The 25,707-nt window shown below is 69.7% G+C and carries 21 protein-coding genes; 19 read left to right on the top strand and 2 right to left on the bottom strand.

Annotation, left to right across the window (positions count from 1 at the left end; genetic code table 11):
* Window positions 1-362: 362 nt before the first annotated feature.
* The 18 genes from KOF26_RS17300 (at window position 363) to KOF26_RS07775 (ending at window position 21,542) form a co-directional block, all read left to right on the top strand.
* On the top strand, window positions 363-833 hold the full coding sequence (locus KOF26_RS17300; protein ID WP_216322794.1) for a division/cell wall cluster transcriptional repressor MraZ: 471 nt from the start codon (window positions 363-365) through the stop codon (window positions 831-833).
* Complete coding sequence (gene rsmH / locus KOF26_RS07855) at window positions 830-1,792, top strand: 16S rRNA (cytosine(1402)-N(4))-methyltransferase RsmH (RefSeq protein WP_216322791.1); 963 nt, start codon at window positions 830-832, stop codon at window positions 1,790-1,792. Before KOF26_RS17300 ends, rsmH begins: the two co-directional genes overlap by 4 nt.
* Entirely contained in the window at window positions 1,789-2,496 is a 708-nt protein-coding gene (locus KOF26_RS07850; RefSeq protein ID WP_216322788.1) for a hypothetical protein, read from the top strand. The genes rsmH and KOF26_RS07850 overlap by 4 nt, the downstream gene beginning before the upstream one ends.
* Window position 2,497: 1 nt before the next feature.
* A complete protein-coding gene (locus KOF26_RS07845) occupies window positions 2,498-4,270 on the top strand; it encodes a peptidoglycan D,D-transpeptidase FtsI family protein (protein WP_216322785.1) in 1,773 nt (590 codons plus the stop codon).
* On the top strand, window positions 4,270-5,685 hold the full coding sequence (locus KOF26_RS07840; RefSeq protein WP_216322782.1) for a UDP-N-acetylmuramoyl-L-alanyl-D-glutamate--2,6-diaminopimelate ligase: 1,416 nt from the start codon (window positions 4,270-4,272) through the stop codon (window positions 5,683-5,685). Before KOF26_RS07845 ends, KOF26_RS07840 begins: the two co-directional genes overlap by 1 nt.
* Entirely contained in the window at window positions 5,682-7,067 is a 1,386-nt protein-coding gene (locus KOF26_RS07835) for a UDP-N-acetylmuramoyl-tripeptide--D-alanyl-D-alanine ligase (RefSeq protein WP_216322779.1), read from the top strand. Before KOF26_RS07840 ends, KOF26_RS07835 begins: the two co-directional genes overlap by 4 nt.
* Window positions 7,055-8,125: a phospho-N-acetylmuramoyl-pentapeptide-transferase gene (gene mraY / locus KOF26_RS07830; protein ID WP_216322775.1), complete on the top strand. Its 1,071-nt coding sequence runs from the start codon at window positions 7,055-7,057 to the stop codon at window positions 8,123-8,125. The genes KOF26_RS07835 and mraY overlap by 13 nt, the downstream gene beginning before the upstream one ends.
* Window positions 8,122-9,396, top strand: a complete 1,275-nt coding sequence (gene murD, locus KOF26_RS07825; protein WP_216322773.1) for a UDP-N-acetylmuramoyl-L-alanine--D-glutamate ligase — start codon at window positions 8,122-8,124, stop codon at window positions 9,394-9,396. Before mraY ends, murD begins: the two co-directional genes overlap by 4 nt.
* Window positions 9,393-10,604 (top strand): FtsW/RodA/SpoVE family cell cycle protein, encoded by a 1,212-nt coding sequence (locus tag KOF26_RS07820; RefSeq protein WP_216322770.1) that lies wholly within the window; start codon window positions 9,393-9,395, stop codon window positions 10,602-10,604. The genes murD and KOF26_RS07820 overlap by 4 nt, the downstream gene beginning before the upstream one ends.
* A complete protein-coding gene (murG, locus tag KOF26_RS07815; RefSeq protein ID WP_216322768.1) occupies window positions 10,601-11,755 on the top strand; it encodes an undecaprenyldiphospho-muramoylpentapeptide beta-N-acetylglucosaminyltransferase in 1,155 nt (384 codons plus the stop codon). Before KOF26_RS07820 ends, murG begins: the two co-directional genes overlap by 4 nt.
* Window positions 11,752-13,155: a UDP-N-acetylmuramate--L-alanine ligase gene (gene murC, locus KOF26_RS07810; protein ID WP_216322765.1), complete on the top strand. Its 1,404-nt coding sequence runs from the start codon at window positions 11,752-11,754 to the stop codon at window positions 13,153-13,155. The genes murG and murC overlap by 4 nt, the downstream gene beginning before the upstream one ends.
* A complete protein-coding gene (gene murB, locus KOF26_RS07805; protein ID WP_216322763.1) occupies window positions 13,113-14,042 on the top strand; it encodes a UDP-N-acetylmuramate dehydrogenase in 930 nt (309 codons plus the stop codon). The genes murC and murB overlap by 43 nt, the downstream gene beginning before the upstream one ends.
* Window positions 14,039-14,980, top strand: a complete 942-nt coding sequence (locus KOF26_RS07800; RefSeq protein WP_216322762.1) for a D-alanine--D-alanine ligase — start codon at window positions 14,039-14,041, stop codon at window positions 14,978-14,980. Before murB ends, KOF26_RS07800 begins: the two co-directional genes overlap by 4 nt.
* Window positions 14,977-15,942: a cell division protein FtsQ/DivIB gene (locus KOF26_RS07795; RefSeq protein ID WP_253201227.1), complete on the top strand. Its 966-nt coding sequence runs from the start codon at window positions 14,977-14,979 to the stop codon at window positions 15,940-15,942. The genes KOF26_RS07800 and KOF26_RS07795 overlap by 4 nt, the downstream gene beginning before the upstream one ends.
* Before the next feature lie 23 nt (window positions 15,943-15,965).
* The gene (gene ftsA / locus KOF26_RS07790) at window positions 15,966-17,231 is read left to right on the top strand and encodes a cell division protein FtsA (protein ID WP_216322760.1); all 1,266 of its coding nucleotides are present in this window, start codon (window positions 15,966-15,968) and stop codon (window positions 17,229-17,231) included.
* A 108-nt stretch (window positions 17,232-17,339) separates the two neighbouring features.
* Window positions 17,340-18,788, top strand: coding sequence for a cell division protein FtsZ (gene ftsZ, locus KOF26_RS07785; protein ID WP_216322758.1), 1,449 nt, complete (start codon window positions 17,340-17,342; stop codon window positions 18,786-18,788).
* Window positions 18,789-18,885: 97 nt separating this feature from the next.
* Window positions 18,886-20,382, top strand: coding sequence for an SPOR domain-containing protein (locus tag KOF26_RS17405; RefSeq protein ID WP_216322755.1), 1,497 nt, complete (start codon window positions 18,886-18,888; stop codon window positions 20,380-20,382).
* Window positions 20,379-21,542, top strand: a complete 1,164-nt coding sequence (locus KOF26_RS07775; protein WP_216322752.1) for a deoxyguanosinetriphosphate triphosphohydrolase — start codon at window positions 20,379-20,381, stop codon at window positions 21,540-21,542. Before KOF26_RS17405 ends, KOF26_RS07775 begins: the two co-directional genes overlap by 4 nt.
* On the opposite strand, the gene KOF26_RS07770 is transcribed toward KOF26_RS07775, so the two are convergent.
* Entirely contained in the window at window positions 21,508-23,067 is a 1,560-nt protein-coding gene (locus KOF26_RS07770) for a spinster family MFS transporter (protein ID WP_216322750.1), read from the bottom strand. The two genes, KOF26_RS07775 and KOF26_RS07770, sit on opposite strands and share 35 nt — an antisense overlap.
* 130 nt (window positions 23,068-23,197) lie before the next feature.
* The gene (locus KOF26_RS07765) at window positions 23,198-23,416 is read right to left on the bottom strand and encodes a hypothetical protein (protein WP_216322748.1); all 219 of its coding nucleotides are present in this window, start codon (window positions 23,414-23,416) and stop codon (window positions 23,198-23,200) included.
* A 79-nt stretch (window positions 23,417-23,495) separates the two neighbouring features.
* On the opposite strand from KOF26_RS07765, the gene uvrB reads away from it, so the two are divergent.
* A complete protein-coding gene (gene uvrB / locus KOF26_RS07760) occupies window positions 23,496-25,697 on the top strand; it encodes an excinuclease ABC subunit UvrB (RefSeq protein ID WP_216322746.1) in 2,202 nt (733 codons plus the stop codon).
* Window positions 25,698-25,707 lie beyond the last annotated feature (10 nt).

Raw genomic sequence — 25,707 nt, 5'->3', positions numbered from 1 at the left:
CCCGATTTGCGGCAGGCCATTGTCCCTCACACCCGACACACATCCCCATGCACATCCGCGCACAGAGTTATCCACAGATGTGGAAAGGCGGAACATTCCGTGAATACTGGCTGGTTTCGGGGTTGCCCGGGGCGATAGTCCGCCCCGACATTTAGCTCAGTGGTAAGATTTCCCACTATAGTGGGATTGAGTTCCACGCGTTCCCAGCTTATCCATTGGGCATCCGGGGAAGTCGTATTGGGTGCGCTGCTGGCGTGCCGCCTCACCGGATTGTGCCGGTCCGGGGCGGTCCGCCGGCCCGCGTAACTGGGGTTCCGGGTGTGGAATTGAGGGCATTTTTCCACGGTCGGTTTTTGAACGCGGTGGACGCGAAGGGACGCGTTTCGCTGCCCGCCGACATGCGCGACGTGATCGCCCAACGCGCCCGCCGCATCGCCCAGACCGAGGGTGAATATGTCTCCGACAAGGCGCTCTATGTCGCCGCCCACCGCACGCTGCCCTGCCTGCGCGGGTTCGACATGGGATATCTTCCCACCCTGTTCGCCCAGACCGAGGAAGGCGTCTCCCATCTGACCGGCGCCGAGCGGCTTGCCGCTTCCGAGGCGGAGCAGGCCAGCCTGTTCGCCGATCTGGAGAAGACCAGCTTCGACGATCCCGGCCGCATGGTGCTGCCGCCGCAATCGCGCCGCCTCGCCGGGATCGAAGGCCAGGCGCTGTTCATCGGCGCCGGGCAGACCTTCCAGATCTGGAAGCCGGAGACCTATATCGCCTGCGAGGCGATTCCGGCGATGGATCGCGAGCGCGCCCGCCTGCTCGTCGAGGGCAAGGCATGAGCGCCGCCGCCGCCCCCCACATTCCGGTCCTTCTTGAGGAGGTGATCGCCGGCCTCGCCCCCGCGGCCGGCGAGGTCCATGTCGACGGCACGTTCGGCGCCGGAGGCTATACCCGCGCCATCCTCGCCAGCGGGGCGACGGTCTATGCCTTCGATCGCGATCCCGATGCGATCGCCGAGGGGCGCGCGCTCGAATCGGCAGAGGATCGCCTGACGCTGGTGCCCGAGCGCTTCTCGCGTCTGGACGCGGCATTGGCGGAGCGCGGCGTCGACGCGGTGGACGGCGTGGTGCTGGATATCGGCGTCTCGTCGATGCAGCTCGATCGGGCCGAGCGCGGCTTCTCCTTCCAGTCGGACGGGCCGCTCGACATGCGCATGGAGCAGGCCGGCCCCACCGCCGCCGACTTCCTGAACACCGCCGACGAGGCCGAGATCGCCGACGTCATCTATCGCTATGGCGACGAGCCGAAGAGCCGGCGCATCGCCCGCGCCATCGTCGCCGCGCGCCCACTCAGCCGGACTTCGGAACTGGCCGCGATCGTCCGCAAGGCGCTCGGCCATCGCCCGGGCGCGCCCAAGGATCCGTCGACGCGCACCTTCCAGGCGATCCGCATCCATCTCAACCGCGAGCTTGGCGAGCTGGAGGATGGCCTTGCCGCCGCCGAGCGCGCGCTGAAGCCGGGCGGGCGGCTCGCCGTCGTCACCTTCCATTCCGCCGAGGATCGGCTGGTCAAGCTGTTCTTCCGCACGCGCTCCGGCGCCACCGCCGGCGGCTCGCGCCACCTGCCGGCAGCGCCCGCCAGCGCGCCGGCGCCGAGCTTCGAGGCGGTGGCCAAGCCGGTCCGCGCCGGGGCCGCCGAAACGCACGCCAATCCGCGCGCGCGCTCCGCCACGTTGCGTGTCGCGCGGCGCACCTTTTCGCCCGCTTGGGGCCAGTCCGCAGGAGTATCGCCGTCATGATCGCCAGTCGCTTCCGGGCCGTGGGCTGGGTCGCGGGCGTCGCGGCGGCAGCGCTGTCCTGCTACCTCGTCTCGTTGCAGGTCGCTTCCGAGCGCGCCCAGCTGATGTCGATGGAGCGCAAGACTCTCGGCGCCCGTCAGGACATCCGGCAGCTTCGTACCGAGCTGGACACACGTTCGCGCCTCGTTCAGCTGGAGCGGTGGAACGCCGACGTGCTCGGCTTGCAAGCGCCGCAGGTCAGCCAATATGCGCAGGGCGAGATGCAACTCGCCGCCTATGTCGCGCCGAAGGCGGCGCCGCACGTCATCCAGGCCTCGCTGCAGGCGCGGCCGGCAGCGCCGGTGGTGACGCCGGCCGCCCTCCGGCCCGAAACTGCGCCGGCACCGGCACCGGCACCGCACGTCACGCCGCTGCCTGCGCAGCGCGTCGCGCCGCACGTCGTCCTCGCCTCGGCGAGCATGCCGTCGCGCGGGCTCGCCGAGCTCCAGCCGATGATCCGCCGCGCCACCTACTCGCCGGCCTCGCCGGCGCGCCTCGCCGATCTTGAGCCGCTGGTGCAGAAGGCGGCGCTGGTCGCGCGCGCCGCGCCGCCGGGCTCGGGGGTCGCGAAACTGGCCGGGCAGACCGGCCCCCTGCTCGGGGATGATCTGATGGGTGATATCGGGCGCCGCGCCGCGCTCGAAGCCAAGCCCAAGGGCAGATAATATGGCGTCATTGGCCCAGACCGGTCGGGTGACGCTGGCCGGGCAGCGTCATCAGACGCTGCAGGTCGCGCATTACCGGCTGATGGTGATGATGCTGCTGTTCCTGGGCCTGTCCGGGATCGTGGCGCTGCGCCTGACCTGGCTTGCCGTGTTCACCGATGCCCCGTCGCGCGGCACCGACCCCAACGCGCTGCTGCCCCCGCGCGGCGACATCGTCGATCGCAACGGGGTGCCGCTCGCCGTCACCATCCGCGCCTGGTCGATCGCGCTGCATCCCGACCGTGTCGATCCGGTCAACCGCGTCGAGGTGGCGGAGAAGCTCGCGCGCGTGCTGCCGGAGAAGTCCGCGGCGCAATATCTCGCCATCCTCCAGTCTGGAAAGAGCTTCGTCTATCTGCGCCGCCGCGCGCTGCCGGCCACGGTGGAGCAGGTCAACGCGATCGGCTCGACGGCGATCGAGCTGACGCGCGAGCCCGAGCGCCTCTACCCGCAGACCGGCCTCGCCAGCCACGTGCTCGGCTTCGTTGGCCGTGACGGCATCGGCATGAGCGGCATGGAGCGCGTGCTGGATCATGAGCTGACCGACCCGCTGACCCGCGGCAAGCCGGCGATGCTGTCGATCGACAGCCGCGTGCAGGCCGCCGTCGAGGGTGAGCTTGCCGCCGCCATGGCCAAGCATTCCGCGATCGGCGCTGCCGGTCTGGTGCTGGACGTGCGCACCGGCGAGGTGCTGGCGATGGCCTCGCTGCCCACGTACAATCCCAACGCCGCCGGGCGCGGCGATCCCGAGGCGTTGCGCAACAACGTCACCCAGTCCGTCTATGAGCTTGGCTCGACCTTCAAGGCGATCACCATCGCCAACGCCATCGAGAATGGCGTCGTCACCTCGATGACGCAGAAGTACGACGCCACCGCGCCGCTCCAGATCGGCCGTTACCGCATCAAGGACGACCACCCGGAGAATCGCTGGCTGAACGTGCCGGAAATGATGGTTCATTCGTCGAACATCGTCACCGCCCGCATCTCCGAGCAGATCGGCGAGGAGCGCATCAAGGCGATGTTCACCAAGCTCGGCTTCGACACCCCGCCCGCCATCGAGCTGGTGGAGAAGGGGCGCCCGCTCTGGCCGGTCTATTGGGGTCGGTCCGCGGTGATGACGGTCGGCTATGGCCACGGCATCGCGGTGACGCCGCTGCACCTCGCCTCCGCCTATGCGGCGCTGGTCAATGGCGGCACACTGCGCCCGGCGACGCTGCTGAAGCGCGACGCCGCGCACGTTCCCGAGGGGCGCAAGGTGATCAGCGAGGCGACCAGCTTCCGCGTTCGCCAGCTGCTGCGCATGGTCGTCATTCCGGAGGCGGACGGCACCGGCAAGTCCGCCGACACGCCCGGCTTCCGGCTCGGCGGCAAGACCGGCACCGCAGAGAAGCCGCGTGCCGGCGGCGGCGGTTATGACGGCAGCAACAATGTCGCCACTTTCGCGGGGGTCTTCCCGATGGACGAACCGCGCTATGTCATCATCATGATGCTCGACAGCCCCAAGGGGACCAAGGATACCTACGGCTTCAAGACGGCCGGCTGGACGATCGCGCCGGCGGTGAAGAAGGTGCTCGGCCGGGTCGGACCGATGCTCGGCGTCACCCCCGATCAGGGCCGCGACATCGACCTGACCGAGCTCTTGCCGCTGGTCTGGCATCCCGGCCAGCCGCCGGTGCCGGGGGCCGCCGCCCCGCTCGCCGCGCCGCCCGCCTCGCTTGCCGCCGGGGGGCAGTGATGCGGCTCGGCGATCTTGTCCCCGGCGCCGGTGAGGCGCGCGTCACCGGCTTCGCCATCGATCATCGCAAAGTGGCGCCGGGCACCGTGTTCGGCGCCTTTCGCGGCGCGCGCTTCAATGGCGAGGATTTCGTGTCCGCCGCCGTCGCCGCCGGCGCCGTCGCCATCGTCGCCCGGCCGGAAGTGACGGTGACGGGCGCGCTGCACATCGCCGACGCCGAGCCGCGCCGCGCCTTCGCCGCGCTCGCCGCACGCTTCTTCGCGCCGTTCCCCGCCGTCACCGTCGCCGTCACCGGCACCAACGGCAAGACTTCCACCGTCGAATTGCTCCGCCAGCTGTGGCGGCAGCAAGGCCATCATGCCGCCTCGATCGGCACGCTCGGCGTCACCACCGCCGACGATCAGGTGTCGACCGGCCTGACCACCCCTGACATCGTCACCTTCCTCGCCAACGTCGCCGGCCTGGAGCGGGAAGGGGTCAGCCACCTCGCCTTCGAGGCGTCCAGCCACGGCCTTTCCCAATATCGCACCGAGGGCCTGCCGGTCCGCGCCGCCGCCTTCACCAACCTCAGCCGCGATCATCTCGATTATCACGGCACGATGGAGGCCTATCTCGAGGCCAAGCTGCGGCTGTTCACCGAGGTGCTGGACCGCGACGGCACCGCCGTCGTCTGGGCCGACGATCCCGCCAGCAGCCGCGTCGCCGAGCTTGTCGCCGAGCGCGGCGCGCGGCTGATGACGGTCGGCACAAGGGGCGAGGCACTGCGCCTCGTCCGGCGCGAGCCGACCCAGCTCGGCCAGACGCTGACGGTCGAGGCGGGCGGGCGGACGCATCAGTTGAAGCTGCCGCTGATCGGCGCCTATCAGGCTGCCAACGCGCTCACCGCGGCCGGCCTCGCCATCGCCACCGGCGGTACGGTCGAGCAGGTGTTCCCGTTGCTCGCCCGCGTGCAGCCGGTGCGCGGCCGGCTGGAGCGCGCGGCGATCACTGCCAGAGGCGCGCCGGTCTATGTCGACTATGCCCACACGCCGGATGGGCTGGAGGCCGCGATCGAGGCGCTGCGCCCCCACGCCGCGGGGCGGCTGATCGTCGCCTTCGGCGCGGGCGGGGACCGCGACACCGGCAAGCGGCCGGAAATGGGCGCGGTGGCGCTGCGCCTCGCTGATCAGGTCATCGTCACCGACGACAATCCCCGTACCGAGGATCCCGCCGCCATTCGCCGCGAGGTGCTGGCCGGCGCCCCGGGCGCCATCGAGATCGGCGACCGCCGCGCCGCCATCGCCGCCGCCATCGCCGGGGCGGGCGCGGACGACATCGTGCTCATCGCCGGCAAGGGACATGAGCAGGGCCAGATCGTCGGCGACCGTGTGCTGCCGTTCGACGACGTCACCGTCGCGCGGGAGTGCGCGGCATGACCGCGCTGTGGACCGCCGACGCCATCGCCGCCCAGACCGGTGGCCGCGAGCAGGGTGATTTCGTCGCATCCGGCGTGGCCTTCGATTCGCGCGAGGTTGGTCCCGGCGACCTGTTCGTCGCGCTCAAGGGCGAGACCACTGACGGCCACCGCTTCGTGTCGCAGGCGTTCGCTCAAGGGGCGGCCGGCGCCGTCGTCTCCGAGCCGGTCGACGGCCCGCATGTACTGGTTGACGATACCGATGCCGCCTTGAACGCGCTCGCCCGCGGCGCTCGCCAGCGCATGCGTGGCAAGGTGATCGGGGTGACCGGCTCGGTCGGCAAGACCAGCGTCAAGGAAGCGCTGTTCGCCGCCCTCGAGCGCGCCGCCCCCGGCCACGCCCATCGCTCGGTGAAGAGCTACAATAATCATGTCGGGGTGCCGCTCAGCCTGGCGCGCATGCCGGCGGCCAGCCGCTATGCCGTGCTCGAAATGGGCATGAACCATGCCGGCGAGCTCGCCCAGCTCACCCGCCTCGTCATGCCGCATGTCGCGCTGATCACGGCCATCGCGCCGGCACACGCCGAATTCTTCGCCGACGAGACCGCCATCGCCGATGCCAAGGCGGAAATCTTCCAGGGCCTGGAGCCCGGCGGCACCGCCATCCTGCCCTATGACAGCCCCCACCGCGAGCGGCTGATCGGCATCGCGCGGCGCTATACGGACAGCATCCTCACTTTCGGCACCAGCCGCGAGGCCGACGTCCGCGCTTCGGATACGATGCGGCTGGAGGGCGGCAGCACGCTGATCAGCGCCCGACTGCCCGATACGATGCTGACCTTCACGCTCGGCATGCCCGGCGCCCATTGGCTGGCCAACGCGCTGGCGGTGATCGCGGCGGTGTTCGCGGCCGGCGGGGATCTTGCCGCGGCGGGACTCGCTCTCGCCGAAATGCGCGGGCTCCCCGGCCGGGGCGAGCGCCACACGATCACGCTTGCCGAAGGCGAGGCGAGGCTGATCGACGAAAGCTACAATGCCAATCCCGCCTCGATGGCGGCGACGCTGGCGATGCTCGGCCGCGAGCGGGGCCGGCGCATCGCCGTGCTCGGCGAGATGCGCGAGCTCGGGGCCGGCTCGGCGCGCTTCCACGCCGGGCTCGCCGATCCGATACGGGAAGCCGGCGTGGAATTGGCACTGCTCGTAGGCCCCGCGATGGCGCCGCTGGCCGAAGCACTTGAGGGCGTCACCGAATTCGTCCATGTGGCCGACGCCCGGGCGGCGGAGGACAGGCTGCGCGCCATCCTCGCCCCGGGCGATGTCATCTTGGTCAAGGGGTCGAACGCCGTGGGTCTGGGCCGCATGGTCGAGGCGCTGGCGGGGTCGCGTAAATCATGCTCTATCTGATCGCCGAGCATCTGGGCTTTCCCGGAATCCTCAATCTTATCCGCTACATCACCTTCCGCGCCGGCGCCGCGGCGGTGACCGCCCTGTTCCTCGGCCTGATCATCGGGCCGAAGTTCATCGGCTTTCTGCGGGTGCGCCAGGGCAAGGGCCAGCCGATCCGCGAGGACGGCCCGCAGACCCATCTCGCCAAGCGCGGCACGCCGACCATGGGCGGGCTGATGATCCTGACCTCGGTCACGGTGTCGCTGCTGCTGTGGATGGACTTGCGCTCGGCTTATACCTTCGGCGTGCTGTTCGTGACGCTCGGCTTCGGCGCGATCGGGTTCATGGACGATTACGACAAGGTCAAAAAGCGCAGCAGCGCCGGCGTCTCCGGCAAGGCGCGCCTCGCCATGGAGTTCGTCATCGCCGGCGTGGCCAGCTGGATGATCGTGCGTTCCAACGGCACGCACCTCTATCTGCCCTTCTACAACGGCGCGGTGATCGATCTCGGCGCCTTCTATGTGCTGTTCGCCGCCTTCACCATCGTCGCCTTCGGCAACGCCGTGAACCTGACGGACGGGCTGGACGGGCTTGCCACCATGCCGGTGATCATCGCCGCACTGGCTTTCTTCGTGATCGCCTACATGGTCGGCAACGTGAAGTTCGCCACCTATCTCAACATCCCGCACGTGCCCGGGGCGGGCGACCTCACCATCTTCTGCGCCGGGATCATCGGGGCGGGGCTCGCCTTCCTGTGGTTCAATGCGCCGCCGGCGGCGGTGTTCATGGGAGACACCGGCAGCCTCGCGCTCGGCGGCGCGCTCGGCGCGGTGGCGGTGACGACGCATCACGAGATCGTGCTCGGCATCGTCGGCGGCCTGTTCGTGATCGAGGCGCTGTCGGTCGTCATCCAGGTGTTCTTCTACAAGCGCACCGGGCGGCGCGTGTTCCGCATGGCCCCGATCCACCATCATTTCGAACAGCTCGGCTGGAGCGAGCCGACCGTCGTCATCCGTTTCTGGATCATTTCCTTCATCCTGGCGCTGGCGGGTCTCGCCACGCTCAAACTGCGGTGATCACCAGCCCGATCTTTGCGGGGAGGCGCTTCGCGGTGCTCGGGCTCGCGCGCTCCGGCATCGCGACGGTGGAGGCACTGGCCGCGTTCGGCGCCGAGGTCGTCGCCTGGGACGGCAAGGCGGAGGCGCGCGCCAGGGTTGACGTGCCGCTCGCCGATCCGCTGGAGATCGACCTTGCCGGCTATGCGGGCGTGGTCGTCTCGCCGGGCGTGCCGCTCAACCGCCATCCGATCGCCGCGCGGGCGAAGGCCGCCGGCGTGCCCGTGGTCGGGGATATCGAGCTGTTCGCGCAAGCCCGCCCGGGCCTGCCGGCGCATCGTGTCGTCGGCATCACCGGCACCAACGGCAAGTCCACCACCACCGCGCTCATCCACCATATCGTCGCGGCCGCCGGCATTCCCGCGGCGATGGGTGGCAATATCGGCCTGCCGATCCTCGCCCAGCAGCCGCTGCCGGAGGGTGGCGTCTATGTGCTGGAACTGTCCAGCTACCAGATCGACCTGACCTTCGGGCTCGACTGCGATGTCGCGGTCCTGACCAACATCACCCCCGATCATCTCGACCGCTATGACGGCTTCGCAGGCTATGCCGCCTCCAAGGCGCGGCTGTTCGCGATGCAGTCGCCTGCTCATGCCGCGGTGATCGCCACCGAGGATGATGAGACGCGCGCGATCGCGGCCTCGCTCGCGGGCCGGGCGCTGATCACCGTCGCGTCGACCGACGTCGGCGACCAGTCCGCCTGGCCTTCCCTCCAGGGCCCGCACAACGCCCAGAATGTCGCCGTCGCCCGCGCCACGGCCCGTGCGCTGGGCATCGCCGACGATGTCGTCGAGCGGGCGCTGCGAACCTATCCGGGCTTGCCGCACCGCATGGAGCGGGTGGCGGAGCGTCACGGCGTGCTGTTCGTCAACGACAGCAAGGCGACCAACCCCACCTCGACGGCGCCCGCGCTGATGGCCTATCCGGCGATCCACTGGATCGCGGGCGGGCTGGCCAAGACCGACGATCTCGACGCCTGCGCCCCCGGCTTCGGCCATGTCCGCGCCGCTTATGTCATCGGGGATGCCGCCAATCTGTTCGAGCGGCTCCTGGCGCCTCACATGCCGGTGATCAACGCCGGCACCCTCGACGCCGCCGTGCGCGCCGCTGCCGCTGCCGCCCGGCCGGGCGAGACGGTGCTGCTGTCGCCGGCGTGCGCGTCGTTCGACCAGTTCAGCGACTTCGAGGCGCGGGGCGATGCGTTCCGTGCCGCCGTGGAGGCGTTGCCATGACCGGCACTGTCGTTCCCCAGCCGGCCCGGCGCCGCCGCAGCAAGTTCACCCGCATCGGCGGGCGCGGCGACATGAGCGCGATCGGCCGCTGGTTCTGGGAAATCGACCGCGTCCTGTTGCTGCTCGTCACGGTGCTGATCTCGGTCGGCCTGCTGGCGGTGGCGGCGGCCTCGCCGGCGGCGGGCGCGCGCTATTCGGGCGGGGCCGTACAGTTCGCGCCGCTCCATTATTTCTGGCGGCAGCTGCTGTGGCTGATGATCGGCGTGCCGGTGATGATCGGCATCTCGATGCTACCCAAGGAGACGGCACGCCGCTTCGCGCTGGGCGGCGCGGCGGCGTTCGTCGTGGCATTGATGCTGGTGCCGCTGCTCGGCGTCGAGGTGAACGGCGCCCGGCGCTGGATCGGCGTCGGCCTCGCCCAGTTCCAGCCGTCGGAATTCCTCAAGCCCTTCTACGTCGTCAGCCTCGCCTGGCTGCTGTCGCTTCGCACGCAGGACCGCAAGCTGCCGGTGCTGTGGGTGTCGGCGGGCTTCACCGCGCTGATCGGCGGCCTGCTGATGCTCCAGCCGGATTTCGGCCAGTCGGTGATGTTCGCGCTGATGTGGGGTGCGCTGGTGATGCTGTCGGGCGCGCCGATGCGGCTCATCGCCTGGCTCGGCGGCGGCGCCGTCGGCCTTGTCCTGGCGGCGTATGAATTCTACCCGGTGGCCACGCTGCGCATCAACAACTTCCTCCACGGGCAGGGCGACACCTATCAGGTCGACATGGCCCATGCGACGATCACCGGCGGCGGCCTGTTCGGCACCGGGCCGGGTGCTGGCATCGCCAAATTCCGGCTGCCGGAGGCGCATACCGACTATATCTTCTCGGTGATCGGCGAGGAATTCGGGCTGGTCGCCTGCCTCGCGGTCGCCGCCCTCTATCTCGCCATCGTCGTGCGGGTGTTCGTCAAGCTGCTCGACCAGGAGGATAATTTCCTGCTCTACGCCGGGGCGGGGCTCGCCGTGCAGTTCGGTGCCCAGGCGCTGATCAACATGGCCGTGAATGTCGGCATCGCGCCGTCCAAGGGCATGACCCTGCCGTTCATCAGCTATGGCGGCTCGTCGATGATCGCGCTGTCGATCGGCATGGGGCTGCTGCTCGCCTTCACTCGCCGCAACCCCTATTTGCAGCGTTCACCCTATGTGACGGTGCGGACCCAGGCATGAGGATCACCCAAAGCTTCGTGCTCGTCGCCGGCGGAACCGGCGGCCACATGGTGCCGGCGCATGCGCTGGGGCAGGAGCTTATCGCGCGCGGTCATGGCGTCACCCTGATCACCGACAAGCGGGGCACCCGCTTTCCGGGCCTGTTCGAGGGCGTCGACGTGCAGGTGATGCGCGCCGGCCGCGTGGGCAGCGGCCCGCTCGGCTGGCTGCGCGCGCTGGGCGACATCGTCGCCGGCCGCCGTATGGCCGGCCGTCTCTACAAGCGGGTGAAGCCCGCCGCGGTGATCGGCTTCGGTGGTTATCCCGCGCTGCCGGCGCTGCTCGCCGCCACTGCGCGCGATATCCCCTCGGCGATCCACGAGCAGAACGCCGTGCTCGGCCGCACCAACCGCCTGCTCGCACCCCGCGTCGAGGCGATCGCCACCGCCTATGACATCGTCCAGCGCATCAGGCCGCGCTGGCAGGGCAAGGTCGAGCTGGTCGGCAACCCGGTGCGCGCCGAGGTGCTCGACCTGCGCATGCGGCCGGCGCCGCGCCTTGAGCCGGGCGGCCCGTTTCGCGTGCTGGTGACCGGCGGCAGCCAGGGCGCGACGATCCTGTCGACGGTCGTGCCCGACGGTCTCGCCGCGCTGCCCGAGCCGCTGCGCGCGCACTTGTCGGTCGTGCATCAGGCGCGGCCCGAGGATGCCGATCAGGCCCGGGCGCGCTACGCCGCTCATGGCATCGCCGCCGAGGTCCACACCTATCTCGCCGACATGCCGGAGCGACTTGCCGTGTCGCACCTCGTCATCGCCCGCGCCGGCGCCTCGACGATCGCGGAGCTGACCGCTGCCGGTCGGCCCGCGATCCTGGTACCGCTGCCGAGCGCGATGGATGATCACCAGACGTTCAACGCCCGGGAGATGGCCGAAAGCGGCGGCGCGCGCATGATCGCACAGGCCGACTTCACCCCCGCCAGCCTCGCCGCCGCGATCGCCGACATGGCCGCCACCGCGGACACGCTGGCCGAGGCCGCTGCCTTCGCGCGCGCCGCCGGCCGGCCCGACGCGGTGGAGCGGCTCGCCGATCTCGTCGAGCGGCTCGGCCGCACCACCGATCTCGACCCGCTGCCAGCGGTCCCCATTCCGGTTCGCAAGGAAGCTCTCGCATGAAGGGTGTCGCCACCGACATCGGCACGATCCATTTCATCGGCATTGGCGGCATCGGCATGTCCGGCATCGCCGAGGTGATGCATAATCTCGGCTACAGGGTGCAGGGCTCCGATGTCGCCGAGGGATATGTCGTCGAGGGGCTGCGCGCACGCGGCATCCCGGTGGCGATCGGCCACCGCGCCGAGAATCTCGGCGATGCCGCCGTCGTCGTGACCTCGACCGCGATCAAGCGCGGCAACCCCGAAGTCGAGCTGGCGCTGGAGCGGCGTGTGCCGGTCGTCCGCCGCGCCGAGATGCTGGCCGAGCTGATGCGCCTCAAATCCACCGTCGCGGTGGCCGGCACTCACGGCAAGACCACCACCACGTCGATGGTCGCTGCCCTGCTCGACGCCGGCGGCGTCGATCCGACCGTGATCAACGGCGGCATCATCAACAGCTATGGCTCCAACGCCCGCCTCGGTGCTTCCGACTGGATGGTCGTCGAGGCCGACGAGAGCGACGGCAGCTTCCTCAGGCTCGACGGCACCATCGCGGTCGTCACCAACATCGATCCCGAGCATCTCGACCATTACGGCTCGTTCGATCGGGTGAAGGACGCCTTTGTCGAGTTCGTCGAGAATGTGCCCTTCTATGGTGCGGCGCTCCTCTGCCTCGATCACCCGGAAGTGCAGGCGATCATCCCGCGCGTGCGCGACCGGCGCGTCGTCACCTATGGTTTCAGCGCGCAGGCCGACGTGCGCGGCGTCAACGTCACGCCGGTTCCCGGCGGCAACCGCTTCGAGACGATCATCCGCCATCGCGACGGCACCACCCGCTCGATCGAGGGCATCGAGCTGCCGATGCCGGGACGCCACAACGTCTCCAATGCGCTCGCCGCGATCGGCGTGGCGCTGGAGATGGGCATCCCCGACGAGATCATCCGCACCGGCTTCGCCAAGTTCGGCGGGGTGAAGCGCCGCTTCACCAAGGTCGGCGAGGCGAACGGCGCGGCGATCATCGACGATTATGGCCATCACCCGGTCGAGATCCGTGCCGTGCTCGCCGCTGCGCGGGAGGGCGCCGAGGGGCGCGTCATCGCCGTCGTGCAACCGCATCGCTTCACCCGGCTGCGCGACCTGATGGACGAGTTCCAGTCCGCCTTCAACGATGCCGACATGGTCTATGTCGCCCCGGTCTATCCGGCCGGCGAGCAGCCGATCGAGGGTGTCGACGCCGCCGCCCTCGTGCAGGGCCTGAAGCAGCGCGGCCACCGCTCCGCCAACGTCATCGAGGACGCCGACGCCCTCGCCGGGACGCTGGCGGCCACGCTCCAGCCCAGGGACATGGTGATCTGCCTCGGCGCTGGCGACATTACCAAATGGGCAGCCGGGCTCGCCGCGGCGATCGAGGCGAAGCGGTGACCGGCCTGCCGGCGATCCGGGGCACGGCCGAGCCGGGCGCGTCGCTCGCCGACTTCATCTGGTTCCGCACCGGCGGGCCGGCGGAATGGCTGGTGCGCCCGGCCGACGTCGCCGATCTCGCCGAATTCCTGAAGGCGCTGCCGGCCGCCACGCCGGTGATGGCGGTCGGTGTCGGATCGAACCTGATCGTCCGCGACGGCGGCGTGCCCGGCGTCGTCATCCGCCTGCCGAAGAGCTTCGCCACCGTCGGTATCGAGCCGGGCAACCGCGTCCGCGCCGGCGCCGGCGCGATGGGCATCACCGTCGCCAGCGCGGCGCGAGACGCCGGTATTGCCGGCCTTGAATTCCTGCGCGGCATTCCCGGCACGGTCGGCGGCGCGGTGCGCATGAACGCCGGCGCTTATGGCCGCGACGCCAGCGACATCCTCGTCGAGGCGACGCTCGTCACCCGCGATGGCCGCGTCGAGACCTGGCCCGCCGCCCGCCTCGGCTACACCTATCGCCACTCCGAGGTGCCCGCCGACGCCGTCGTCGTCGAGGCGCTGTTCGAAGGTGGGCCGGGCGATCCGGCCGCGATCGGCGCGGAGATGGACCGCATCGCCGCCGAGCGCGAGGCAAGCCAGCCGCTGCGCAGCCGCACCGGCGGGTCGACCTTCAAGAACCCGGACGGCGACAAGGCGTGGCGGCTGATCGACGCCGCCGGTTGCCGCGGTCTGACCGTCGGCGACGCCCAGGTGTCGGAGAAGCATTGCAACTTCCTCCTCAACCTCGGCGCCGCCCGCTCCGCCGATATCGAGGCGCTGGGAGAGGAGGTGCGCCGCCGCGTGAAGAGCGCCAGCGGCGTCGAGCTGGAATGGGAGATTGCGCGCGTGGGGCTGCCGGCATGACCGAGGCGCTGCACGTCGCCGTGCTGATGGGCGGTTGGTCCGCCGAGCGCGAGGTGTCGCTGACGTCGGGACGCGGGGTCGCTGCGGCGCTGCGCAGCCTCGGCCACCGCGTCACCGAGATCGACATGGATCGCGACGTCGCCGCCCGCCTCGCCGCGGCGAGGCCGGACCTGGTGTTCAACGCGCTGCACGGTTCGCCCGGGGAGGACGGCACGGTGCAGGGCATGCTCGACCTGATGGGCGTCGCCTACACCCATTCCGGGCTGGCGACTTCGGTGATCGCCATCGACAAGCAGCTCACCAAGAACGAGCTGGTGCCGCATGGCATCCGCATGCCCGGCGGCAGGATCGTCGCATCGGACAGCCTCTACGCCGAGGACCCGCTGCCGCGCCCCTATGTGCTGAAGCCGGTCAATGAAGGCTCGTCGGTTGGCGTCGCCATCGTCACCGAAGGGGGCAATTACGGCTATCCGATCGGGCGCGATACCGAGGGGCCGTGGCGGCATTTCGACGCGCTGCTGGCCGAGCCGTTCATCCCCGGTCGCGAGCTCACCGTCGCCGTGCTTGGCGACGCGGCGCTGGCGGTGACGGAGCTCAAGCCCAAGTCCGGTTTCTACGATTACGACAGCAAATATACCGACGGGCTCACCGTTCATGTCTGTCCGGCGGAAATTCCGGCCGCCATCGCCGAGGCGGCAATGGCGATGGCGCTGAAGGCGCATCGCGTGCTCGGCTGCCGCGGCACCAGCCGTTCCGATTTCCGCTGGGACGAGGCACGCGGCGAGGCCGGCCTCTACCTGCTGGAAGTCAACACCCAGCCGGGCATGACCCCCTTGAGCCTCGTCCCGGAACAGGCGAGACATGTCGGCTTGACCTACGAGGCGCTCGTCCAGCGGATCGTGGACGATGCGCTCGATCACCATCGGGGGGCGCGTTGAGCGACAAGGCCACGATCAGGCGCGGGGCGGCGCCCCGCCACAAGCGGCCGGTCACCCAGCCGCCCCGGCGCGGTGCCACTGCGCGGCCCTCGCGGGCGGCGGCTGCTGCTGCCGCGCTGCCGATCACCGTCCCGGTCGAGAAGATGAAAACCGGCCTGCGCTGGCTGGGGGTGGTCGGCGCGGTGGTGCTGGCCGGTGTCGGCCTCGGCTATGCCGGCGTGCCGGCCATGGCCGGTCACGCGCTCGGCGACGCGCTCGGCGCGGCGGGACTGGTGGTGAAGCGGGTCGAGATCACCGGCCTCAAGCATATGGACCGGCTCACCGTCTATTCCGCGGCGCTGGATCAGGAGACCATGGCGATGCCGCTGGTCGACCTGTCGGCGATCCGCGAGAAGCTGCTGCGCTATGGCTGGATCGCCGATGCACGTGTTTCGCGCCGCCTGCCGGACACGCTGCTCGTCGATATCGTCGAGCGCACCCCGGCGGCGATCTGGCAGAACCAGGGCAAGCTGATGCTGGTCGACGGCGGCGGCGTGCCGCTGGAGCCGGTGCGCTTCGATCACATGCCTGACCTGCCGTTGGTCGTCGGCCCCGACGCCAATATGCAGGTGGCGGCGCTCACCCGCCTGATCCAGGCGGCGCCGTCGCTGAAGGCGATGTGGTCCGGGGCGACCTGGGTCGGCGGGCGGCGCTGGGATGTCCATTTCCAGTCCGGCGAGACGCTGGCCCTGCCCGAGGGGGAGGCCGAGGCGCACGCCGCCATCACCAAGTTCGCGCGCATGGATCAGGCCGCATCGCTGCTCGGCCGCGGCTTTCTGCGCTTCGACATGCGCGTGCCGGGCAAGATCTACGCCCGCACCGCCGCCGAGCCGGGCAAGGTCGCGGCGCCGATCGCGCCGCCCGCCAGCGAGGCACCGCCAATTCCGCCGCCGGGCGCCACCGCGCCGCGCGACGCGACATAACATAAGAGGAAAAGGGGCTTTTCGTGGCACAGGCGCATGGCGGCAACCTCATCACCGCTCTGGATATCGGGTCGTCCAAGATCTCGGCGCTGATCGCCGAAGTGGACGAGGCCGGCCAGCTCACCGTGCTCGGCACCGGCCAGCGCGAGAGCCGGGGCGTGTCGCGCGGCTATATCGCCGATATGGGCGCGACCGAGATGGGCATTCGCGAGGCGGTGGAGCAGGCCGAGCGCATCGCCGGGCTCAACATCGAGAACGTCTGGGTCGGCTTCTCGGCCGGCGGGCTGGACAGCGCCATTGCCCAGTTCGAGGTGGATCTCGGCGGCCACCGCGTCGAACAGGCGGACATTGACGATCTGCTTGCCGAGGGCCGCCGCGCCATTCATCCCGACGGCCGCATGGTTCTCCATGCCCAGCCGACGCTCTACACGCTGGACGGCCTGACCGGCGTCAAGAACCCGCTCGGCCTGCACGCCGATCGACTGGCGGTCGATATCCACGTTCTGTCTGCGGATGCCTCGCCGGTGCGCAACCTCGATACCTGCGTGCGTTCGGCCCATCTCGACGTCAAGCTGATCGTCGCCTCGCCGGTCGCCACCGGCATGACCTGCCTGTCCGAGGAGGAGCGCGAACTCGGCGTCGCGCTGGTCGAGCTGGGCGCGGGCGTCACCAACGTCTCGCTGTTCGCCGGTGGCGTCCTGGTCGGCCTCAGCACTATCCCGATCGGCGCCGCCGACGTCACCGACGATGTCGCCTCCGCCTTCGGGACGCGGCGCCACCATGCCGAGCGGATGAAATGCTTCCACGGCTCGGCGACGACCAGCCCGCGCGACAATCACGACATGATCGAGGTCGCGCCGATGGCCGGCCAGGACGAGGCGCAGGGCGAGCCGCACCGTATCACCCGCGCCCAGCTCATCGCCGTCATCCGCCAGCGTCTGGAGCAGCTCACCGCCGAGATCGATCGCGTGCTGAAGATCCACGGCTTCACCGGCCCGGTCGGCCGGCAGGTGGTGCTCACCGGGGGCGGCGCGGAACTGAAGGGCATTGCTGATTATCTGCAGGGCGCGCTCGGCCGCGCCGTACGCATCGGGCGCCCGCGCGGTCTGATCGGCCTGCCTGAAGCACATTCCGGCCCGGCCTTCGCGACATTGGCCGGTCTGGTGCGCTATGCCGCATCGGATGCCACCGACCTGCGGGACCTCACCCTCGGGCCGCAGACGGTGGTGAGGGCGAGCGGTGGCGGGCTGATGGGGCGGCTGATCGCCGCCTTTCGCTCCGGTTATTGAAGAAAACTGGGGGCGAAAGTGATTTTGGGTTGGCGTACCCGAATCACCTGATTCATAGTCAAGTTGGGAAACCCGAAGCTTTTCGGAACGGGATTTGGGAGTGAGCGCATGAGCATCGAGTTCGTCCGTCCGGAAGTCGACGAGCTGCGTCCGCGGATCAGCGTGATCGGCGTCGGCGGCGCGGGCGGCAACGCCATCGCCAACATGATCCATTCCGCGGTCCAGGGTGTCGATTTCATCGTCGCCAACACGGACGCCCAGGCGCTCAACGCCTCGGCGGCGGAACGCCGCATCCAGCTCGGCCTGCGCATCACCCAGGGTCTCGGCGCCGGCTCCCGTCCGGAGATTGGCCGCGCCGCCGCCGAGGAAACGCTGGAGCAGGTGGAGAAGGCGCTGGACGGCGCCCATATGTGCTTCATCGCCGCCGGCATGGGCGGCGGCACCGGCACCGGCGCGGCGCCGGTCATCGCCAAGGCGGCGCGCGATCGCGGGATATTGACGGTGGGCGTCGTCACCAAGCCGTTCAGCTTCGAGGGCAATCGCCGCATGAAGGCGGCGGATGCCGGCATCGAGGAGCTGCAGAAGCATGTCGACACGCTGATCGTCATCCCCAACCAGAATCTGTTCCTGATCGCCAACCCGTCGACCACCTTCAAGGAAGCGTTCGCGATGGCGGATGAGGTGCTGCAGCAGGGCGTGCGCGGCATCACCGACCTGATGGTCATGCCCGGCCTCATCAACCTCGATTTCGCCGACGTCCGCTCGGTGATGAGCGAGATGGGCAAGGCGATGATGGGCACCGGCGAGGCCGAGGGCGACAATCGCGCCATCGAGGCCGCCGAGAAGGCGATCGCCAACCCGCTGCTCGACGGCGTCAGCATGAAGGGCGCCAAGGGCGTCATCGTGTCGATTACCGGCGGCGAGGATATGCGCCTGATGGAGGTCGACGAGGCCGCCAGCCACATCAAGGAACTGGTCGACCCGGACGCCAACATCATCTGGGGCTCGGCGTTCAACAACGATCTGGAAGGCAAGATTCGCGTCTCCGTCGTCGCGACCGGCATCGAGGCCGACCCGGCGGCGATGGCCGAGCCGGCCAAGGTATTCGCTTTCCCGCCGGCCTCGCGCGCACGCACCGACAGCCCGTCCGCACCCCCGGCCGCCCCCGCCGCCCCGCAGGCCACGGCCCCGGTCGCGCCGCCGGTCGCCGAGGCCGCCGCCGCGCCGGAGCCTGCCGCCCGCGTCGAGGAGGACGAGGATGAGCTGGTGCTCGGCGCCGACAGCGTCCTGCCGCCGGCGGCCCCGCAGCCCGCGCCCGCTCCGGTCGCGGCCGCCGAGACCGAAGGCGGCGCCACCCGTCGCTGGCTGAATGAGGAGGCCGCCGCCGAAGGCCCGCGCGCCACCCGCGCCGCCCCGCGCGAGGGCGATACCCTGTTCGAGCGGATGTCGAAAATCGCCCGCGGCGCCGCCAAGGCGCAGGTCGACGAGCAGCCCGGCGCGCGTGCCGGTACCCCGCTCGATCTGCCGGGTTTCCTCAGCCAGCAGAATAACCAGTAACGGCCGGCGGCTCGTCCTTGCGCCGACACGGTTCGGCGCAGGCGGCCGCGGCCCTTCTGGCTGCGTTCAGCTCCGGCGACCATAGCCATTGGACGCCATGATCCGCCAAGCCATTCTCTTCCTGTCGCTCGGCGCCGGGCTCACTGCGCCGGCTGTCGCCCAACCGCCCGCCGCCGATCCATTCGCGAAGATGCGTTTCGATTCCGCGGGCGATCCCGCCGATCGGCTGGCCGGATATCTGCGCACCCTGTCGAATTCGCCGCGGGATGTCGGCGCGCTGATCGGCGCGGGCCATGCCGCGCTCGATGTCGGCGACGCCAATGCCGCGGTCGGCTTCTTCGCCCGCGCCGACAGCCTTTCGCCCAAGACCGGGTCGATCAAGGCCGGCCTCGCCACGGCGCTGTTGCGCATGGACAAGCCGCGCGAGGCGCAGCGTCTGTTCGACACTGCCGTCGATCTCGGCGTGCCGGAGGCGCAGATCGCCAGCGACCGTGGGCTTGCCTGGGATCTGCGCGGCGAACCCAAGCGCGCGCAGAAGGATTATCGCCTCGCCCTCGCCGCCGGCAGCGATGCGGAGACAACCCGTCGCCTGGCGCTGTCGCTCGGCATCGCCGGGGATCGCGCGGCAGCGGTGCAGATGCTCACTCCGTTGCTCTACAAGAACGACGCGGCGGCGTGGCGCGCGCGCGCCTTCGTGCTGGCAATGACGGGGGACGTGCCCGGTGCCAGCGCCATTGCCTCCTCGGTGATGATGCCGGCGCAGGCCGCCGCGATGCAGCCCTTCTTCGCGCGGCTTGGCGCGCTCGATGCGGCGGGCAAGGCGCACGCCGTCCATTTCGGCGAGATGCCGTCGGACGGCACCAGCTACACCGCCGCCGAGCTCGCCGGGCTCGGCGCCTCGGCGCCCGCCGCCACCTATCGGCCGGAAACGGCGCCGGCCAATTCGCGCCGCGCACGCGCCGCCGCGGCGACGATGCTGCGTAACAAGGCGGCGGACGATAATGCCCCGCCGATACCGCCGCCGCTTACCGAGCGCGCCGCCCGCGAAAGCGCCGAGGCAGCGCGCGTCGAGGCCGAGGAGCGCGCCGAGAAGCAGCGCGAGGCCGCCGAGGCCAAGGCTCGCAAGGTCGAGCCCAATCCGTCGCGCATCTGGGTGCAGGTGGCGAGCGGCGCCAACCGTGGCGCCATGCCGAAGGCGTGGTCGGCGGTGAAGGGGAAGAACGCCTCCGCCCTGCGCAATCGCACCCCGGCGCTGGCCCGCGCCGGGGCCACCAACCGCCTGCTCGTCGGCCCGTTCACGTCGGAGAAGGAGGCGCGCGCCGTCGTCAACAAGGTCGCCGGCAGCTTCATGTTCACCAGCAGGAAGGGCGAGGAGATCACCACCCTCGCCGGTGCCAAGATCCAGGTGAAGGCGCCGGCCGAGCCCGGCCGCAAGGCAAGCTCCGGCCGCAAGACGGCGTCCTCCAAAAAAGCCACGTCGCGTAAATCGACCACATCCAAGAAGAGTGCTGCGACGAAGAAGAAGGCGGCCCCCAAGAAGAAGGCCGCCACCACCACCAGCAAGAAAGCGGCGCCGAAGAAGAAAAAGAAGTGAGCGGCCTCGCTTCCTACGCCAGCGATCCGGCGCGGAGCCGCGGTCGCCGCCATGCCGAACAATCCGGCGCCCGTGGCCCACGCGATGCCTTTCAGCGCGATCGCGATCGCATCGTGCATTCGATCGCCTTCCGCCGCCTGCGCCACAAGACGCAGATGTTCGTCGCGCCGGACGGCGATCATTTCCGCGTCCGCCTCACCCATTCGCTGGAAGTGGCGCAGATCGGCCGCACCATCGCGCGCGCCCTCCGCCTCAACGAGGACCTGACCGAGGCATTGTGCCTCGCCCACGATCTCGGCCACCCGCCCTTCGGCCATGCCGGGGAGGATGCGCTGAAGGCGGCGGCGGCGGCCACAGGCGGATTCGATCACAATGCCCATACGCTGCGCATCCTGACCCGGCTGGAGTCGGTCTACCCCTATTGGGACGGCCTCAATCTCAGCTGGGAGATGCTGGAGGGGCTGGCCAAGCATAACGGCCCCGTCGCCAATCCCCCCTGGGCGCTGGCCGAGGTCGATGCCGATTATCCCCTGGAGCTGGATCGCTGGCCGTCGCTGGAGGCGCAGGTGGCCGCCATCGCCGACGACATCGCCTATGACAATCACGATATCGACGACGGCCTGCGCGCCGGCATCCTGCCGCTCGACCGGCTGCTCGTCCAGCCGCTGGTCTCGCACGGCTGGGCCGAGGTCTGCGCGCGCCTCGCCGACGTCGCCGAGGCGCGCCGCCTGCGCGAGCTGATCCGCGACCAGATCGGCGCGATGGTCAACGACGTCATCGCCGAAAGCCGCCGCCGCATCGTCGAGGCCGGCATCAACTCCGCCGACGCGGTGCGGGAGGCGGGCCGGCCGCTGATCGGCTTCTCGGCGCCGATGGCCGCCGAAGAGCGCGCCTTCAAGCGCTTCATGTATGACGAGCTCTATCATTCGCCCCCCCAGCTGGAGGTGGCGGCGGCCGCGGCGCGGGTGGTGTCGGGGCTGTTCGCCGCCTATCGCGACGATCCCGCCCGCCTGCCGCAAGCGTGGCGGGCGTCGATGCCCGCCGACGCGGAGAGCGCCGGCCGCCACATCGCCGATTTCATCGCCGGAATGACCGATCGCTACGCCATCGCCCGCTATGAGGAACTCATCGGCCCGGCCTGCCTGCCGGAAGGCTTCTGACCGCGGAGAGGAACAGCGCCAGGACCACCGGCGCCAGCGCCAGCACCGAAAGCATCGCCACGCGCAGCGATCCGGTCACGTCGCTGGCCAGCCCCACCCAATAGGGGCCGAGGCCGAGCCCGATCAGGTTGATGGCGAGGAACTGCACCGCCACGCCCAGGCCCCGGATGCGCGGACTGACGAGGTCCTGCGCGGTGGCGAAGACGGGTCCCAGCCACATCGTCAGGAACAGCGTGGCGAGGCCGTGCGCGGTCAGGAACACGGCCCAGCTGTGGCTGGTATATTGCACGGCAAGGCACAGCGTCGACAGCATCACCGCCGCGCACGCCACGAACACCCGTCCGCCGGCATGGCGCCGGTGCGCGGCATCAGCGATGACGCCGCCGAGCGCCGTGCCGCAGCCGCCCGCCACCGCGGAGATCGCCCCCAGTACCAGCCCGTCCGCCGGCCCGGCGCCGAGATAACGGGTGGCGTAGAGCATGAGGAACGCCGACAGCCCGTAGCTTCCCAGGCTGAGCACGCCCCCGCCGACCGCCAGCGCCAGGAAGGCCTTGTTGCACAGGATCAGCGCCGTCGCTTGCGGATCGTGGTGGCGGAGCGCGGCGATCCAGCTCAGCGAGGCGTAGAGGCCGAGCGCGATGGCGCTCCACTGGATGAGGTTGGTGGTGATGGCGATGCCGGCGAGGTACGCCACCGCCGGCCGCCGCGCGGGGGAAAGCAGGCCGTCCGTCACCGCCGTCACCGCCCACGCCCCCACCGCGCACAGGAGCAGCAGCGTCAGGTTGCGTGCCAGCCGCGGTCCGCGGAGCCCGAGCAGGCTGAACGGCGGCATCAAGGTCGCCGCCACGCCGAGCGCGGCGCGGAACGGCTCGGCGTCGCCGGGCTGCGGCTCCCCGTCGATGGCCCCGCGCACCGGCTCGCGCACTGTCGCCCAGCAGAGCAGCGCCAGCAGCAAGCCCGGGGCGCCGACCAGCAGATAGGTCGCCTGCCACGCGGCAAGGCCAAAGGGCGGCGCCTCCGGCCAGCGCGCCTGCCACCAGGCGACGATCCGCCCGCCGAGCATCAGCGACGCGCCCATGCCCAAGTAGATGCCGCTCGAATAGATGGCGAGTACGGTCGCGCGCTGCCGCCTGGGGAAATAATCCTGCAGCACCGACATCGCCGCTGGCGACGCCGCCGCCTCACCGATGCCGACGCCGATGCGCGCCAGCCCGAGCTGGGCGAAATTGCCGGCGAGGCCGGACAGCATCGTCATCCCCGACCAGAGAGCGAGGCCCAGGCCGAGCGTCCGCACCCGGTTCCACCCGTCGGCCAGCCGCGCCAGCGATAGCCCGAACAGCGCGTAGAACAGCGCGAAGGCGGTGCCGAACAACAGCCCGATCTGCGCGTCGGCAAGGCCGAGCGCGGCCTTCAGCTCCGGGGCGAGGATCGACACGATCTGCCGATCGATGAAATTGAACGCATAGATCAGCGTGAACAGCCCCAGCACATAAGCGCGCCGGGCAGGCGAGGGGGAGGGTTCCATTCCGCCGCCCTTAGAGGCTTCCCCGGCGATGCTGAACCGCTTTCGACATGATGCGCGACCGCCCGCGCCGCCCGCCACCGTCATGCCCCGGGATTTGATCAGGCCGATCAGGGCGGGCGGTTCGGCCGCCCTATTTACAGGGGCCGACCAGCTTGTCCGTGCCGGTGAATTTCATCGTCATCGCCTGCGCGCCGGACACCTTCATCATGCCGCTGACGTTGTAGGCGGTCGGCGTGAAGCTGCCCGCGCTGGTGGGCAATTCCACATCGGTCACGGTGCTCGTCACCTCCCACAGGCCGGGCTGGATCGCCTGCTGGGCGGCGGCGAGCGTGGGCGCGAGCAGAATCATCGCGGGCAGCATGAGGCGCATTTGCGAACTCTCCCCCCGGTGATTGCAGCGGGGCGGACGGTTTCCCATATCCCGATCAATGGCAATCCAGATTCGCACCACGCTCGACGAGCCCGAGACGGGCCAGACCTTCGTCCCCCACCGGCCGCAGCGGCCGGACAAGGCCGAAGGCGGCAAGCCGTTCAAGCTGGTCTCCGAATACTCCCCCTCCGGCGACCAGCCCACCGCCATCGCGGAACTCGTCGCGCAGGCCGGGCAGGGCGAGCGCGATCAGGTGCTGCTCGGCGTCACCGGCTCGGGCAAGACCTTTACCATGGCCAAGGTGGTCGAGCAGCTGCAGCGCCCGGCGCTGGTGCTCGCGCCGAACAAGATCCTCGCCGCCCAGCTTTACGGCGAGTTCAAGAGCTTCTTCCCGGACAATGCGGTGGAGTTCTTCGTCAGCTATTACGACTATTACCAGCCCGAAGCCTATGTGCCGCGCACCGATACCTATATCGAGAAGGAAAGCTCGATCAACGAGGCGATCGACCGCATGCGCCATTCGGCGACGCGCTCGCTCCTCGAGCGGGACGACGTGCTGATCGTCGCCTCGGTGTCGTGCCTTTACGGTATCGGCTCGGTCGAAACCTATTCGGCGATGATCTTCGACCTGAAGAAGGGCCAGACGGTCGACCAGCGGGAGATCGTGCGCAAGCTCGTCGCGCTCCAGTACAAGCGCAACGATGCCGCCTTCGGTCGCGGCAATTTTCGCGTACGTGGCGACAATCTGGAGATTTTCCCGTCCCACTATGAGGATTCGGCGTGGCGCGTCGTGTTCTTCGGGGACGACATCGAGGAGATCATCGAGTTCGATCCGCTCACCGGCAAGAAGGTGGCGAGCCTCGATCACGTCCGCATCTACGCCAACTCCCACTATGTCACGCCCGGCCCGACGCTGAAGCAGGCGACCGAGGCGATCCGGCACGAGCTGACCGAGCGGCTCAAGGAATTGCAGGCCGAGGGCAAGCTGCTCGAGGCCCAGCGGCTGGAGCAGCGCACCAATTTCGACCTGGAGATGATCGCCGCCACCGGCAGCTGCGCCGGCATCGAGAATTACAGCCGCTTCCTTACCGGCCGCCTGCCCGGCGAGCCGCCGCCGACCCTGTTCGAATATCTGCCGGAGAACGCGCTGCTGTTCGTCGACGAGAGCCACCAGACCGTGCCGCAGATCGGCGGCATGGCGCGTGGCGACCATCGGCGAAAGATCACGCTCGCCGAATATGGCTTCCGCCTGCCGAGCTGCATCGACAACCGGCCGCTGCGCTTCAACGAATGGGACGCGATGCGCCCGCAGACCGTCTATGTCTCGGCGACCCCGGGCAGCTGGGAGATGGAGCGGACCGGCGGGGTCTTCGCTGAGCAGGTGATCCGTCCCACCGGCCTGATCGATCCGCCGGTCGAGGTGCGTCCGATCGAGAGCCAGGTCGACGATCTCGTCCATGAATGCCGGGAGGTGGCGAAGCAGGGCTATCGCGCGCTCGTCACCACGCTGACCAAGCGCATGGCCGAGGACCTCACCGAATATATGCACGAGGCCGGGCTCAAGGTCCGCTACATGCATTCGGACGTCGAGACGCTTGAGAGGATCGAGCTGATCCGCGACCTCCGGCTCGGCGTCTATGACATCCTCGTCGGCATCAACCTGCTGCGCGAGGGGCTGGACATCCCGGAATGCGGGCTCGTCGCGATCCTCGACGCGGACAAGGAGGGCTTCCTGCGCTCCGAGACCTCGCTGATCCAGACCATCGGCCGGGCCGCGCGCAATATCGACGGCCGCGTCATCCTCTATGCCGATCGCATCACCGGCTCGATGGATCGCGCCATGGCGGAAACCTCGCGCCGGCGGGAGAAGCAGCTCGCCTATAATGTGGAACACGGCATCACGCCTGAGTCGGTGAAGCGTAGCGTCGCCGATATCGTCAGCCATCTCGCGTCCAAGGATCAGGTGACGGTCGACACCGGCATCGAGGATGTGAGCCACATGGTCGGCCACAATCTGCGCGCCTATATCGAGGATCTCGAGAAGCGGATGCGCACCGCTGCCGCCGATCTCGAATTCGAGGAGGCCGGGCGGCTGCGCGACGAGATCCGCCGGCTGGAGGCGGACGAACTCGGCCTGCCGTCTGCGGAGCATCGCGCGCCGATCAGGGCGAACTCCATTTCCGGCAAGCCCGGCACGCGGACCACGCGCTACGGCAAGGCGAAGACGGCAAGGGCTGCCAAAAACATGCGGGGCCGCTAAGAGCCCTGCT

Source organism: Sphingomonas quercus (assembly GCF_018863195.1).
Taxonomy (GTDB): Bacteria; Pseudomonadota; Alphaproteobacteria; order Sphingomonadales; family Sphingomonadaceae; genus Solisphingomonas; species Solisphingomonas quercus.
Note: the sequence above shows the minus strand (reverse complement) of the source record. Positions and strands in the feature narration are given on the sequence as shown.